Origin of the sequence: Variovorax sp. W2I14, from assembly GCF_050435205.1 — a bacterium.
Taxonomy (GTDB): Bacteria; Pseudomonadota; Gammaproteobacteria; order Burkholderiales; family Burkholderiaceae_C; genus Variovorax; species Variovorax paradoxus_C.
Map to the genome: position 1 here is coordinate 1,465,170 of NZ_JBNDJX010000001.1, position 14,741 is coordinate 1,479,910.

At 65.5% G+C, this 14,741-nt stretch carries 10 protein-coding genes; 1 reads left to right on the forward strand and 9 read right to left on the reverse strand.

What is annotated here, in order from left to right:
• Positions 1 to 6: 6 nt before the first annotated feature.
• From QF040_RS06865 to QF040_RS06885, 5 genes are read right to left on the reverse strand one after another with little or no spacing between them, the layout of a single operon-like run.
• Positions 7 to 966, reverse strand: coding sequence for a Bug family tripartite tricarboxylate transporter substrate binding protein (locus QF040_RS06865; RefSeq protein WP_429610396.1), 960 nt, complete (start codon positions 964 to 966; stop codon positions 7 to 9).
• Positions 963 to 1,331 carry a chorismate mutase gene (locus QF040_RS06870; RefSeq protein ID WP_429610397.1) on the reverse strand — a complete coding sequence of 123 codons (369 nt, stop codon included), beginning with the start codon at positions 1,329 to 1,331 and terminating at the stop codon, positions 963 to 965. Before QF040_RS06870 ends, QF040_RS06865 begins: the two co-directional genes overlap by 4 nt.
• A 3-nt stretch (positions 1,332 to 1,334) precedes the next feature.
• A complete protein-coding gene (locus QF040_RS06875) occupies positions 1,335 to 1,820 on the reverse strand; it encodes an aromatic-ring-hydroxylating dioxygenase subunit beta (protein WP_429610398.1) in 486 nt (161 codons plus the stop codon).
• Complete coding sequence (locus QF040_RS06880) at positions 1,817 to 3,076, reverse strand: aromatic ring-hydroxylating dioxygenase subunit alpha (protein ID WP_429610399.1); 1,260 nt, start codon at positions 3,074 to 3,076, stop codon at positions 1,817 to 1,819. The genes QF040_RS06875 and QF040_RS06880 overlap by 4 nt, the downstream gene beginning before the upstream one ends.
• 27 nt (positions 3,077 to 3,103) lie before the next feature.
• Positions 3,104 to 4,102 carry a 2Fe-2S iron-sulfur cluster-binding protein gene (locus QF040_RS06885; protein ID WP_429610400.1) on the reverse strand — a complete coding sequence of 333 codons (999 nt, stop codon included), beginning with the start codon at positions 4,100 to 4,102 and terminating at the stop codon, positions 3,104 to 3,106.
• Between the two features lie 132 nt (positions 4,103 to 4,234).
• Between QF040_RS06885 and QF040_RS06890 the strand changes: the two genes are divergently transcribed.
• The gene (locus tag QF040_RS06890; protein WP_429610401.1) at positions 4,235 to 5,149 is read left to right on the forward strand and encodes a LysR family transcriptional regulator; all 915 of its coding nucleotides are present in this window, start codon (positions 4,235 to 4,237) and stop codon (positions 5,147 to 5,149) included.
• Positions 5,150 to 5,182: 33 nt separating this feature from the next.
• Here the strand turns inward: QF040_RS06890 and QF040_RS06895 are convergent, their stop codons facing one another.
• The 4 genes from QF040_RS06895 to QF040_RS06910 form a co-directional block, all read right to left on the reverse strand.
• Positions 5,183 to 5,683, reverse strand: coding sequence for a pentapeptide repeat-containing protein (locus QF040_RS06895; RefSeq protein WP_429610402.1), 501 nt, complete (start codon positions 5,681 to 5,683; stop codon positions 5,183 to 5,185).
• A gap of 93 nt (positions 5,684 to 5,776) precedes the next feature.
• Positions 5,777 to 6,439, reverse strand: coding sequence for an Imm43 family immunity protein (locus tag QF040_RS06900; protein WP_429610403.1), 663 nt, complete (start codon positions 6,437 to 6,439; stop codon positions 5,777 to 5,779).
• 5 nt (positions 6,440 to 6,444) lie between these two features.
• Complete coding sequence (locus tag QF040_RS06905) at positions 6,445 to 11,334, reverse strand: RHS repeat-associated core domain-containing protein (RefSeq protein WP_429610404.1); 4,890 nt, start codon at positions 11,332 to 11,334, stop codon at positions 6,445 to 6,447.
• 56 nt (positions 11,335 to 11,390) lie between these two features.
• Positions 11,391 to 14,495: a type VI secretion system Vgr family protein gene (locus tag QF040_RS06910; RefSeq protein WP_429610405.1), complete on the reverse strand. Its 3,105-nt coding sequence runs from the start codon at positions 14,493 to 14,495 to the stop codon at positions 11,391 to 11,393.
• Positions 14,496 to 14,741 lie beyond the last annotated feature (246 nt).

The window sequence follows — 14,741 nt, forward strand, 5'->3', positions numbered from 1 at the left end:
CGCTCGTCAGTTGTCGGGCTTGAGGCCGGCACGCTGGATCACCGGCTTCCAGCGGACCAGTTCCTCACCCATGAACTTCGCCAGCGCCTCGGGCGTGCTGCCCACGGGGTCGAAATACGCGGTCTGCAGGCGCTTCTTCGTCTCGGGGTCCTGCAGCACGGCCGCAATCTCGCGGCTCATGCGCTGCACCACCTCGTTGGGCGTGCCCTTGGGCGCCATGTAGGCGAACCACGGCACGGCCTGGATGTCGGGCAGGCCCGATTCGCGCAGCGTGGGCAGATCGGGCAACAGGGCCGAACGCTCGGCCGACGTCACCGCCAGCGCCTTCAGCCGCCCGGCCTTGGCTTGGGGCATCACGGTGACGGGAGGCAGACACGCGTACTGCACATCGCCCTGGATGATCGCGGTGACAGCCTGCCCCGACGATGCATACGGAATGTGCACCGCGAACGAATTCGTCTTGAGCTTGATGAGCTCCACGCCCAGGTGCGAGATCGATCCGTTGCCTGTCGAGGCGAAGTTGAACTTGCCCGGGTTCTGCTTCATTGCCGCGAGCCAGCCTTTCACCGAATCGACGTTCATCGAATTGGAGACTGCGCACACGTTCGGCGTGGTCGCCGCGAGCGACACCGGTACGAGGTCCTTGAACGGGTCGTAGGGCAGGTTCTTGTAGAGCACCGTGTTGTAGACCAGCGGCGCATTCACCGAGAGCAGGAAGGTGTAGCCATCGGGCTGCGACTTGCTCGCCTGATCGGTGCCGGTGTTGCCGCCCGCGCCGGGCTTGTTGTCGACGATCAGCGGCTGGCCGATGCGCGCCGCGAGCTTGTCGTTGACGATGCGCGCGAGGATGTCGGGCGACGAGCCGGCCGCGAACGGCACGACGATGCGCACGGGGCGCTGCGGCCAGTCCTGCGCGTGGGCCGCGGCGGCCATGGCCACGATGGCGAAGACGACGGCGCGCTTCACGGTTTCGCCTCCACATCGACCATGCCTTGATGGTCCCGCTGCTCGCGTGCAATGAAGCCCACGATCAGCGCGCGGAAGGCCGCCTCGACCACCTCGGGATACGCGCCCTCCTTCTCGGCCAGCGCCCTCACCTTGTCGATCACCTCCTGCTGCCGCTGCGGCGCCGACACCTGGAAGGCATCGCGCTTGAAGCGCGCCGCGTCCTTCACATAGCGGCCGCGCTCGGCCAGCAGCGCGACGATCTCGCGGTCGAGCCGGTCGATGTTCTCGCGCACCTCGGCGAGGTTGTTGCACAGCGGCTGATAGGCCGGATCGGTGAAGCGGCGCAGCGGTGCGCCGTGGGTCTCGGGTTCTTTTTCCTGCATGGCTCAGATGGGATAGATGATGGAGTTCGGGATCATTTCGCTGTCGAAGACGCACAAGCGAGAGGCGAACTTCAGGCCTTCGGGCGTGGGCACGACCTTGTCGATGTAGCGGCCGACGTTGAACACGGTCGATGGCCCGTCGAGCTTCGTGCGGAACACCGCGTAGTTGGCTTCGCTGTGGATCGCGCCGTCGTCATCGACCTTGTGCACCACCGGCAAGCCGACGACGTGGCGCTGGTAATACGGGTCATGGAACAGCGTTTCCTGGATGCCGTACACGCGGTCTTCCAGCATGCCCCGGCTCTCGAAAGACAGCGTGGCCAAGGGCAGGTTGCGCTCGTGGTTCTCGCGTGGCTGCAGGCGGTAGCTGCAGTCCTCGATGAAGAACGCGGGCCACAAATCCCACTGGCCCGAATCGACCGCATGCGCGTAGGCCGCATAGAGGCCTGCCAGTTCGAGATAAGCGTTGGCGTCGAGCTTCTTCGTCATGCCGCCTCCATCACTTCGCGCCAGTAGCGGTACATGCCGCGGATCAGCGTCTCGGTCACCATGTGGTCGGTGTTCTCGACCTCGCGGCCGCCCAGTTCGGCGAGCGTGTGGTGATAGGGTTTCTGCTCGAAGCCCTGCTGCGAGAACTCGATCACCTCGCCATCGTCGGCCGAGACAAAGCCGGCCGGGCCGAACAGGTTGGCCTGGCGCAGGCGCCGCTGCGTCATCTCTTCGGTGTCGTCCTCGAAGCCGAAATGCGTCCACACGAAATCGAAGGCGTCGTGCCCCACCGGCTGGATGTGCCGCGTTGACACGCTGTTGACCTGCTGCTGCAGGATGAGGCTCGGAAACAACGTCATCATCACCGCGGTCGGCCCGCCCCACCAGGGCTCGGGCACGATGTCCAGGAAGCGCGGGTCCTTCAGCTGCATGCTCTCCTTGAAGCTGGAGACCTGCGTCACCTGCGCGGCCTTGCCCGCGTTGCCGCGCGTGGAAATCATCGCGGCGTGGCGGCTGCGCGCATCCATCTTGAGCTCCGACTTGTTGTCGGCGCGCCAGAGCCCGAAGGTCACGAACCAGGTGTGCAGAAGTCCCGGGTGGTACGGGTCCTTGATGTTCTCCTGCATCAGCTTCCAGTTGCCCGGAATGCGCTGGCGGCTGTAGCCGAGGATGGTGAGCTTGCGGCCATCAAAGAGGCGATCGAAGTAGTGAAGGATGTCGGGGCCGAGGAAGTCTTCGAACGACTCGACGTCATGGTCGAACGACGCGAACACCACGCCGCCACGCGAGGCCACCTTGAGCTTGTTCAGGCCATGCGCCTCGGTCTTGAAGTCGGCGGGCATGCCGCCGTGGACCTTGCCGTCCTGCTTCACGCCGCGGCGAAACGGCACGCCCTGCAGGTCGCCCTTGAGCGTGTAGTTCCACTGGTGATACGGGCAGACGAATTCCTTCTTGTTGCCGTGGCGCTCGCGGCAGAACTGCATGCCCCGGTGCGCGCAGACGTTTTCGAAGACGTGGATCGCGCCCTCCTCGTCGCGCGACATGACGACCGAGCGCTCGCCGATGGCCGTGCGCTTGAAGTCGCCCGGGTTCGGAATCTCGGCTTCGAGGCCGACGTAGCACCAGTGCTTTTCATAGAAGAAGCGCTGCAGCTCCTTCTTGTGCAGCGCCTCGTCGGTGTAGGCCATGAAGGGAATGCGGCTGGTCTTGTCGCTCTCCCAGTGCAGTTCGATGGGGAACACGGGTTGCGTGGTCATCGCGGGTCTCCTTGTCTTTTGGATTCTTCAGGTGCCTTGCAGGTAGAAGGCATCGGCATGGGTCTGCTCGGGCGCGAGGCCGCGGGCGCGCACCAGCTGCGTCACCGCCTCGACCATCGGCGGCGAACCGCAGAGGTACGCGCGCCAGCCGTCGAGGCTGCCGGGCCAGTCGGCGCGGATGGCATCGGTGATGAGGCCCAGGCGCTGGCCTTCGCGCGCGAGGCCGGTGACGACGACCACATGCACCTTCAGGCCGGGATGCTGCGCTTGCAGTTCGCGCAGTTCGGCGAGTCCGTACACGTCCGCATCGGAACGCACGCCGAGGTACAGATGGATCGGCTGCATCAGCCCGCCCGCGATGGCGCCTCGCACGATCGAAAGAATTGGGGCGAGCCCGGTGCCGCCCGCCGCGCAAAGCATCGGCCCGCGGTGCTTCGTGCGCAGATAGGCAGTGCCCAGCGGCCCGCTCACGCGCACCGGATCGCCGATGCGCAACTGCTCGAAGATGTGCGCCGTCACGCGCCCGCCCGGCACCTTGCGCACATGAAATTCAAGCTCGGCATCGCGGCTCAACCCCGCCATCGAATACGGCCGCGCGAGATCGGGTGCGAACTGCAACTGCGCATACTGCCCCGGCGAAAACTCCAGCGGCTTGTTCGGCTTGAGCCGCAAGCGCCGGATGTCGTGCGTGAGCACGTCGATGCCCGTCACCGTCGCCTTGAGGATGCGCGCCGGATGCACCACCACCTCGTCGGGCTCCGGGATCTCGATGGTGCAGCTTTCGGTCAGCGTGCTCTGGCAGGCGAGTACATAGCGTTCGCCCTGCCAGTCGGGGCCGTCCGGGCGGATCGCGTCCTGCCCGCCGTCGAGCACCTGGCCCGACACCACCTTGCAGCGGCAGGTGCCGCAGCGCCCCGACATGCAGCTGTACGACACCGGCACATGGTGCTCGCGCAGCACTTCCAGCAGGTTCGCGCCGGGGCGGACCTCGAGGGTGCGGGCAAGGGGGTGAATGTGCAGGTCCATCGCGGGGCTCTCTTTTTGCGCCGGCATCGTGGACCGGCTTGTCTCTTGAGGACGGATGATGCGTGGCCCCTGCAGATTGACCAATAGAATTTGGTGAATCGACTCCATCACCGATGTGAATAAAGGTCTGGCATGCAACTCAAGGACATCGACCTCAACCTCCTGCTGGTGTTCGACCGCATGCTGGCCGAGAAGCGCGTCTCGGCGGTGGCCGAATCGCTCGGGCTCTCCCAGCCCGCCATCAGCAATGCGCTCGCGCGGCTGCGCAAGCTCCTGGGCGATGAGCTGTTCCTGCGCACCGCGCGCGGCATGGAGCCGACGCCTTTTGCGCTGCAGCTGGCCGAGCCGGTCGCCTATGCCATGGGCGCGCTGCACACCGCGCTCAACCAGCAGGTGGTGTTCGACCCCGCCACCAGCACGCGCAGCTTCACGCTCGCGATGACCGACATCGGCGAGATCTACTTCACGCCCCGTTTGATGGAAGCGCTGTCGCTTGCCGCGCCGGGCGTGACGATCAGCACGCTGCGCAACAACACCGCGACGAATCTGCGCGACGAGCTCGAAGCCGGGCATGTGGACATCGCCATCGGCTTGCTGCCGCAGCTGAAGGCGGGCGTGTTCCAGCGCCGGCTGTTCCTGCAGCGCTACGTATGCCTCTTCTCAGACACGCACCCGCTCGCGCGCAAACGCAGCGTGTCGCTGAAAGACTTCAGCGCCGCCGACCATGTGCTGGTGCAGGCCGCCGGCACGGGCCACGGCAAGGCCGACGACGTGATGGCCGCGCAGGGCATCCACCGGCGCATTCGCCTCAAGGTGCCGCACTTCGTGGCGATCGGCCACATCCTGCGTTCGAGCGAAATGATCGCGACCGTGCCCGAGCGGTTGGCGCAGAGCATCGCCGAGCCCTTCGGCCTCGTGTGGCGCCCTCACCCGGTGGCGCTGCCGCAGATCGCGATCAACCTGTTCTGGCACGCGAAGGTGCACCGCGATCCGGGGAATCAGTGGCTGCGCGGGTTGCTGTTCGACAGTTTTGCGGACAAGGGCTGAGCAGGCGGGCGGGCGACGCCTGCGGAAGCCGCGTCAGACCGTGTTGATCTGCGTGTTGCGGAACTCGAACTGCTCGAAATGGCTGCCGGTGAGATCGACCATTTCGCCGCGGAGGCCATCGGCACTGATCTGATTGCCGTTGCAGTTCAGGACGTCAACGCGCGTCCAGCGGCCGTTGTCGAAATCCAGGTTGGTCCAGGTGCAGCGGTTGAAGGTGCAGCCGCTCAGTTGCGCGGCGCCGAACTGCGAGTTGCTGAAGGTGCAGCCGATGAAATTGCAGTCCGTGATGGAAATGCCCTGGAAGTCGCACGCGGTGAAGGTGCAGGCGTTGAACTGGCAGGCGGTCCAGCCTGCGTTCTGGAATGTCGTGGCGGTGAAGCTGGTGCCGGTGAAGACGCTGGAGGCGAACTGCGCGAGGTTGAGATCGAGACCCGCGTAGGCGAAGGTGTCCGCCTGGCCGACGAGGCCGGCGGGGGCGCCGCCTGCGCCTTTGCGCCAGAGGTTGTGGTTGAGGATGATGAGTTGAGAGGTCACGGTTCAATTGATCGGGAATTCTTGGGAATTTGAATAAACCACGGCTCGATCTCCCAGAAAAATAATTACCTCTTGAGGCTGCCCTCTTGCCTGCTACAGAATTGCGAGGATTTCCTTGGGATCGTAGGAAAACGAGTTCACATCCGGCCATTTCGCGACATCCAGATCGACAAAATCCACGCCTTTAACGCCTACTTTTTTTGCTGCAGTCACAAACTTCTCAGAGCAAATTATTGTATTGTGCTTTGGCTCCAGGCTTTCAATTCCGAAAACATCCATCTTCACATCCGTATTGATTTTCAGCTTTTTCAGCGTCAAAAAGTCAAACTCATCCTTCTCCAGAACAGAGGCTGATCGGTCAATTGCAGCGGATTCACTCAAATAAAATTCAGAGGAAAATATCGAAGCAAAATATTTTGCTTCCGTGATTTCCTTTTTATGAGCATTTGAGACAACAAGAATTTCCTTGAAATCCTTGATGCCCGCTCCAAAATCCTGCAAGAGATGAAGAAAATCCTCTCTCAGATACTGATGCGATGCATCCGACCTGATCGAAAAATCGATCAGTTTCTCCTTCACCATCAAGCACATTCCCGATGGGAAAGATTTCAGGTTTTTCTTGTCCGCGTACCACGGATAGACCATGCCATGCTGAATGGACTCAGGGTGCTCCGGGCAGTGATCGTAGAGAACTGCATTCAAATAACCGATCGGGCAGCCTCTTTCCTTTTTTTGCGTTACGGCGTAGTACTTCATTTATTTCACATCAGCCTTCCTGTTTTCGGATTTCGAGGCACCGCCCCAAGAAGAATTTCGGCCCTCAAACTGGTTTGCAGCGCCGCAATTCTGGATTTTGCCTGACTCGCATCAATCTTTTCGGCATCGTATAGTTTTTCTATTTTTGTGATTCTTGCACCAACCTCTGCCGAATAAAGCGCATGAGAGCCGCAATGATAGACTTTCCTTCTCATTTGCTTCATTTTTTTCTGACTGCTCGGCATCAGAAGACCATTCTCTGAATTGTCTTTTTGTCCGCCCAATCCTATTTTCCCCAGGAAGGCGGCATTCTTGTCCCAGATCTCTTCCGGAATAAGGTGATGCGCCTGCATCTGGTCGCCAGTGGCGCCACCGAGATTCCTGTCCAGGGTCGTGCTGCACAAGCCTCCCGGGTCAATCCAGCCCGTCGGATTCGGCGCATAAGCCTGTAAATTAATTCCGCCGAACAATCCAATCGGGTCTTTGCTCACAAACCGCCCGCTGTGCGGATCGTAATACCGGTGCCGGTTGTAATGCAGCCCCGTCTCCTCGTCGAAATACTGCCCCTGGAACCGGATCGGATTCCGGATTCCCGCGCTCTCCGCCGCCTGCGCAATCATCTCCCGCGCTTCGCCCCATGCCCGGTACTGCGCTGACCACGCAATGCGGCCTTCGTCGTCGGTCAGCTCCTGCGGCGTGCCGAGGTGGTCGCACTGGTAGTAGCAGATCTCTTCTTTCGCGAAGGGCTGCGCCACCGGCTCGGTCGTCCATAGCGGGTCGCGCGCCACGTCGTAGTCGCCCTCCTCGGCCACCATGGCCGCGTAGTCCGGCGTGGCGTGCAGGGCGATGGCCTGCTGCTTCCGGGCCTGCAGCAACGGCCTGAAGCTGCCGGGCTCGTAGAGGTAGTGAACGGTGCGGGCCTGCGCTTTGACGGACTTGCCGCTGTCGGCGACGCTCTCCACGCTTTCGTACGCGAGCACGTCGCCGTCCCAGCCATACATGGTGCGGCCCTTCGGGCTGAGCTTGGCGACGCGGCGGCCCAGTGCGTCGTAGGCGAAGGTGGTCGTGCCCTGCTGGTGGCTCTTGGCCGCGACCATGCGGCCGAAGCCGTCCCACTCGAAGCTGGTGCGCTCGCCGTTGCGCACGCGCTCGACGAGGTTGCCCTGTGCGTCGTAGCGGTAGGTAGTGCCGGCGTAGTCCTTGAGCAGGTTGTCCAGCAGCTTGTGCGCGGCCACCGGGCTCGGGACGCGCGCTTCAGGCAACGGGTCGCCGCGAAGGCCGGTGCCGCGCGATGTCGCGGCCGGTTGCCCCGGCGCCTCGGGCGAGCCCGGCGCGGCGATGTTGCCCGCGGGATCGAAGGCGAAGACTTCCCGCCCCAGCGCGCTGTTGGCCTGAACCAAGCGGCCCACCGGGTCGTAGCGGTAGTCGAGCCGGCCGCGCCGGGTGTCGCCGATGCCGACCAGTTGCCCGACCTTGTCGTAGGCGTAGGTGCGGCGGACCAGCATGCCGCCGGCGTTGCCCGTTGCGGCAGTGGCTACAGCCGCCGTCGTGGCCTCCGCCGTGGACGCGATCCGCTGCTCGAGCAGCCGCCCCATCGGGTCGTAGTCCAGGCTCTGGGTCAGCCCGTTGGCTTGCTCGCGCCCAACTTCGCGATGCAGGTCGTCGCGCTCGAAGGAGAGGATGTCCCGCCCGTCCAGCATCAACCCATGCACATGACCCGAGCCGTAGGTGAGAAGGCGCACTTCGTGGCCATCGGGCCGCGTGCTCACGGTGCGGTTGCCCAGCTCGTCGTACTGATGGCGCCACACGGCGGTCATCGGTTTTTCCGACGCGCCGCCTTCGCGGTGCAGGTAGTGCAGGTGCTCGCGCACCGCATTGCCCACCGGGTCGTAGAACCACTGCAGCCGCGCATCGCGGTTGTTCGCAGCCACCAGCCGTCCCGTGGCGTCGTAGCCGAAGGTCTCGCTGGCCTCGCCCGCGGTGCGCTCCAGGAGGCGCCCCATCGCATCGAAGCGCATGTCGATGGACTGCAGCGGCTGCTCGATCTTCTCCAGCACGCCGTTGAATTCGGCGTACGCGTAGCCGGTCTTCTGGCCGTCGAAACCGACCTCGGCGAGCAGGCGGCCCACGGGGTCGTAGGCGAAGGTGTAGCTGCTGCGGTTTTCGTTGTCGAGCTGTACGAGTCGGCCGAGCTTGTCCCAGCGGTAGGCGAGTTGCTGGCCCGCGGCGTCGGTGCGCCGCGCGATCAGGCCGGCTTCGCTGTAGCCGTAGCGGGTCGTGCGGCCGAGCACGTCGGTGTGCGCGAGCAGGCGGCCTTCGGCGTCGTGGGCGAAGCGCTCGGTGCTCTGGTCGGGGTTGACGATGGCCTCGAGCTGGCCGCGTGCATAGCGGTAGTGCGTCGACTGGCCGGCGGCATCGGTGCTTTGCATCAGCCGGCCGCGCACGTCGTAGGCCCAGGTGGTGGTCTTGCCCGAGCAGTCGGTGCGCGACAGCAGCTGGCCCACGGTGTTGTAGGCCATGCGGGTGATGCCGCCCTTCGCGTCGGTCACGCGCACGGGAAGTCCAGCCTTGTCGTATTCGTACTTCGTCTTGTGGCCCAGCGGATCGGTCTCTTCGACGAGGTTGCCCTGCGCGTCGTATGCACGCAGCCACACCTGGCCCTCGGGGTCGAGGATCTTCACTAGGTTGCCGCTGTCGTCCCAATCGAGGTGGATCTCGCTGCCGTCGGGGCGCGTCTGGCTCACGAGCCGGCCCTCGGCGTCGTAGCCGAAGTGTTCGACGCCGCCGTGGGGCTGGATGTGGCGAACGATGTTGCGGGCCTCGTCGCGGAAGAACCATTCCTCGCGCAGGTCGGGGTGGACCATGCGGTAGGTGTAGCCCAGTTCGTCGTAGTAGTAGCGTGTCTCGTGGCCGAGCGCATCGGTCACGGTCGTGAGGCGGATGTGCTCGGTCCAGCGCACGCGAGTGTCGAAGCTGCCGTCGTCCATCCACTCGCGCACCGCGCGGGAATTGGGGGCGGTGCCGTCGTAGGCGAGGTTCACGCCGCGACCGGTGCGGTCTTCGTAGCGGGTCAGCAGGTGGTGGTCGTACGTGTAGTGCCAGGCGGTGGAGGTGCGTTGCTGCTGCTGCTGCGTTTCGTCGACGAGCGCCTCGTTCATCGCGATGGGGGCGGTGGGCCCGTTTTCGTCCTGCGCCTCGACAAGATCGCCGTCCGCGTCGTAGGCATAGGCGGCGAGTTGCCGCACGAGCTGCCCTTCCCTGATTTCCCACACGCCCGCGAGCCGTCCCGCCGCATCGATGCGCGTGCCCGCATGCGCGATGGTTTGCTCGCCCTGCTTGACCATCACGTCGCTGAGCACCGTGTGCGCCGGCCGCAACGGATGCGCATGGTCATAACGCAGCGCCACGCTCGGGCCGGCACGCATCTGCATGAGCGCGAGCCGGAAGAAGCCGCGCTGACCGTCGAGCGCCGGAATGCGCTCGTAGGTCTGCATCCAGTCGCGGCCCTGGTTGATGGTCAGGAGGTCGGGCGAAAGGCGCACGAGCGTCAGGTCTTCGATGACGTCGCGGTGCGTCTGGCCGACGGCGAGCGCGGGGTAGCGCTTCGTGCGGCCGTCTTCGGCGTGATAAAGCAAAGCGCCCTCGCTGCCGTCGTCGAGCAATTCGATGTCCAGTTGCGTCGTGTAGGGCGTGATCCAGCGCGCGCCCAGCACGCCCAGGTCGTACGCCGCGAGGTCCGAGCGGTAGGTGCGGCTCCAGGTGATGGGCAACGCGCCGGGCAATTCGAAGTCGGTGTGCGTGAGCGTTTCGGCACCGAGGCTAAGGGAAATGGAGCGCGCCGTCGCCGAGCCTGGGCACTTGCAGGGGCGCCCGTCGGCGGTGCTGCGCTTCTGGCGCCTGCGCGGCTCCAGCGTGCCGGGGCCGCGCTTGTCCTTGACGTTGTTGACCCTGCGCGGATGCACCGTGCCGCCCCGCTTGCGCTTGAGCTTGGGCGCGACCTCCAGGATCTTCATCAGCAGCCAGCCGATGCTGAACATCGTGCCGGGGTCGACCAGCTCGAGCATCTTCTTCGCAGCCAGCTTGCCGAGCGCGCGCATGGCCTTGGCCAGGGACTGGATGTGCGTCCTGAATTCGGGCGAGATGTAGGTGGCCACGCTGGAAGCGCCGCCCAGCGCCATGTTGGCCGTCTCCTTGTTGCCCGCCACGAACATGTTCTTGGCCGCGCGCAGCAGGTGCTCCGACTTCTCGAGCGGGTCCCACCACGAGGTGCGGTCCGCGGCCTTGAGCGCGACGTTCGCGGAGCGCACGCTGGTGTTGGAATTGAACAGGTGCCCGTCGAGCGCCGACAGCAGCGCATCGGCCAGTGCGTTGGCCAGCTTCTCCGCGAACTTGCCGCACTCCTCCAGCATGGCTCTGAGCTGCTTCTGCGCGGACTGTATGAACTCCTCGAGCTCGCCCTTGATGGCGTTCGCCAGGTGCCTCGCGATGACGATGAGGAAGTCTTCCGCGAGGTTCTTCACGCCCTGCTTGAGCTTCTGCTTGGCGAGCTGCAGCGGTGCGCGCAGCGCCACGCGCGCCGGCCCCGTGCCGGGCATCGGGATCACGCCGATGGCGTCGACGCCCAGGTTCACCCACGAGATGAACGACACCTCCTTGCCGGCCTGCTTCAGGTCGTTGATCTCGATGATGTCGTAGACCACATCGGAAAACGCGATGAGGTTCGAGACGCCCGGAATCGCGTTGCCCACGGTCTTGAGGCGCTCGAGCGTGACGATGCCGTCGGTGTTCTCGCGCAGCCACTTGTCGAAGGGGCTGAAGCCCTCGGCCACTTCGGAGGCGTTGATCCGCTCGAGCGGTTCGATCGCGTATTCGCCAGCGTCGGCAGATTCGGCCATGAAGTGGGGTCCCTGGAATTCGGTTGTTCGTTGTCGGTTGCTTGCCCGCGACCCGCTCAGCCCACGAAGCCGGGGATCTTCAGACCCGCGATCTCGGGCAGTGCCGCGGTTGCGGTCGTCGCCCGCGGCAGCAGGTTGGCCGCGGCATCGGCCAGCTTGGGAGGCATCAGATGGCCCACGGAACCCGCAGCCTGCGCGGCCGCGCCCGCAAGCGAGCCCGCCGGGTTGCCCAGCAAGCTCGCGGCTCCGCCCGCGATGCCCGCCAGATCGCCCCCGCCCACCGCCTGCAAGGTGCGCGCGGCCTGGAGACCCGATTGCACGGTCTGCGCGAGGCTGGCGAGGCCGCCCGCATCGGCCGCGATGCCGCTCTTTCCGAGCACGCCGGCGACCTGCCCCATCGCAGCCTGCGCTGCGCCGCGCAGGCCTGCGGCGCCTGCCGCATCCGCACCTGCACCGGCACCACCGGCCGCATCGTTCCTCGGCTTGCCGAAGTAGCTGCTCTCCTCCCACGTCCGGCTCGGGTCATCGCCGAAGGTGACGCTCGCCGGCCCTGGAAAGAGCCCCGCGACGCTGGCGAAGCCGTTCGCATCGAGCTTGCCGGTCTTGACGGTGCCCAGCGCATCGACGACTTCGTAGTCGCCGCCCTTCACGCCGCGCTGGTCGGCCACGTACTTGTTGAAGAGTTCGAGCGTGCCGTTGCCCGGCGCGGGCGGCGCGGGGAACGAGGCGGGCTGCGCGTCGGGGCCGATGAGCGAATGCGATGCCGCGTGCGCCACCCACGCGCCGCTGGTGCCGCTGCGGATGCCTTCGGCGCTCCAGTGCGTGTAGCTGCCCGCGCCGACGATGGTGACCTTCTGCTTGGCGGTGATCACGATCTCGTCGGCGGTCTGCGTGATCTTGAGCTTGGCGAGCAGGTTGATGTTGTCCTTGAGCGCCTGGATGTCGATGTCGCCGTTGGCCGCGACCAGCTTCATGCCCAGCTTGTAGGCGAACACGCGCACCGACTCGATGGCGCTCGCGAGCAGCCGCTTTCCCACCGAAAAACTCATGTGCTGCGCACTGGTCAGCGCCACGTGTTCCTCGCTGTGCAGGTGCGTCGACTTGACCGAGGTTGCGGCAATGCCGGCCGGGCTGGCCAGGACCATGTGCGGCTCCGTCAGCTCCGGAAACTCGCCCTGCTGCGGGTTGCCTCCCGAGCCCTTGACCGCCTCGCTCTGCGCCTTCAGGGCCTTGCCGACTTCGTCCTGGTCGCCGCCCTTGTCCTGCGCCTGGTGCTGCTGCGCGAGGTCGGCCAGGCTCTCCTGCTGGTCGCCTGCGTTCGCAAGCCGCGCCACGGTCTCGCCCATGTCGGTGATGTGCGCCTGCGCATGGGGGCGCGGCTCGGTGCTGATGAGGAGGCCCGCCATCGCGCGGATCGCGCCGTGGCCGTCGGTGCGCAACTCGAAGCCCTGGCCGCGCTCGTCCTTGCGGCCCGCGTTGTCCTCGATGCGCGCGATGTGGCCGAGGCTCAGCTGGCTCGCGTCGTGGTCGCTGCGCAACTGCGCCTGGATCTTTCCCGGCGTGTCGTCCAGGAGCAGGTGATTGCTCTTGCCGCCGGGCTCGTTGCCCGAGCCCTCGGCGAGCTCGCGGCTGCGCAGGCCCATGAGCGCCTTCTGCCCCGGCAACGCCCACGGCGGCATGCGCTGTGCGTTGTAGACCACGCCCATCACCACCGGGTGGTCGGGGTTGCCGTCGAGGCACTGCACCACCACCTCGGAGCCCACGCGGGGGAACGACACCATGCCCGTCTCGCCGCCCGCCCAATTGCTCAGCACGCGCACCCAGGCCGAACTCTTTTCGTCGTTCCGGCCTTCGCGGTCCCAATGGAACTGGATGCGGATGCGCCCGAACTCGTCGGTGTGGATGCTGCCCTCGCTGGCCGGTCCGACCACGGTGGCGGTCTGCGGCGCGAGCACGCGCTGCTCGACGCTGTGAAAGCCCCGGCCCGGCATCCATGCGACGAAGCGGCGGCTGCAGATGAAGCTGTTTCTGTACTCGGCCCGCGAACCCTGGGGCCTGTCTTGCGCCGCGGCGCCGGGGTCCTGCAGGTAGTTGTTGGTCGCGCGGTGCTCCACCGAGAGGATGAGGAATTCGCTTTCGGAGCCGTCGCCCTGCGTGCGCCCGAAGTGGTCGATCAGCCGGAACCAGCGGCCCGGCAGCACGAAGCGGTTGTTGCCCTCGGCCTCGAAGCGCTTGGCCTTCGCCTCGATCTCGCCGATGCGCCGCCGCGCCACGCCCTCGCCTTCGAGCGAGGTCTTGAAGTGGCGCGCGCCGCCGTACTCGTGCGCCTCCAGTTGGGGCACGTCGCCCTGCTGGTTGTTGCTGGGCATCTCGGCGTGCTGCGGGCGCGGGCTCTTGAAGTCGAAGGCGCTCACGGCGGTTTGCGCCGAGACCAGTTCGCGCACCGCGCTCCACTGGCCGATGGCGTCTTCTTCCTCGGCGCCGCCTTCGTCCTGGAATCGGATGCCGGAGGACGAACCGTCCACGGCCTTGGCCAGCGTGCTGTCGTCGCACACATGCAGCGTGTGGCCCTCGGCCGTGTGTTCGTACCAGTAGCTGTAGCCCGCGGCCTCCCAGCGCCGGTGCAGGTAGTTGTGGTCGCTCTCGCCGCCGGCGCCGCCGCCCTGCACGGCCATCGTGTGGGGCGCGTCTTCGCCGCGCACGAACCACTCCCACTTGGGCAGCACGCCGTAGTCGTTGAAGATGGCCTCGGTCTGCGCGCGCAGCGTCTGCCGATGAAAGAGCCGGTTGTTCGCGCGCAGCCGCAGGTACTGGAGCCACGGGCCGAGGCGGGCTTCGTAGAAGGCCAGGTTGCCGTCGGTGCGCACGAGGCGGAACCCGAAGACGATGCCGGTGAAATGGCGCAGCATGCCGTCGGGCCGCACGAGCTCGACCGAGAGCATCTTGCCCTGCAGGTCCTTCAGGGCCAGCGTTGCATTGCTGCTGAGCAGCCCGACCGTGAATTCGAAATCGCGCGAGAGGCCTTCGGACGCATGCAGCGTGTTGACCACGAGGTCGGCCCCCGACGGCTCCCCGCCCTGGGGGAACGACAGCCGCAGCAGCCGGTCGTGCTGCCGGTCGGCGACAAGCTCCGCGAGATGACGGCCCGACGGGCCGCTCATCGGATGCACCCGTGCAGGAACGATCTCGCCACGATGTGGTTCACGCTGACTCTCCCTCCTGTCGGCTCTTGAAAAAATGCCGTCCTCGGGAGCTTCGACGCCAAATATGTCGTCAGCTTGACAACTGTTCGGGGAACCTGGAAACGCTGGCGTTCATGCGATCACGCATGAATGAAAAAGTCGTCAGCGCGAAGGAAATCTCCTGGCTGGCTGGCTGGCTGGCCGATGCCGAGGCAGACGACCACC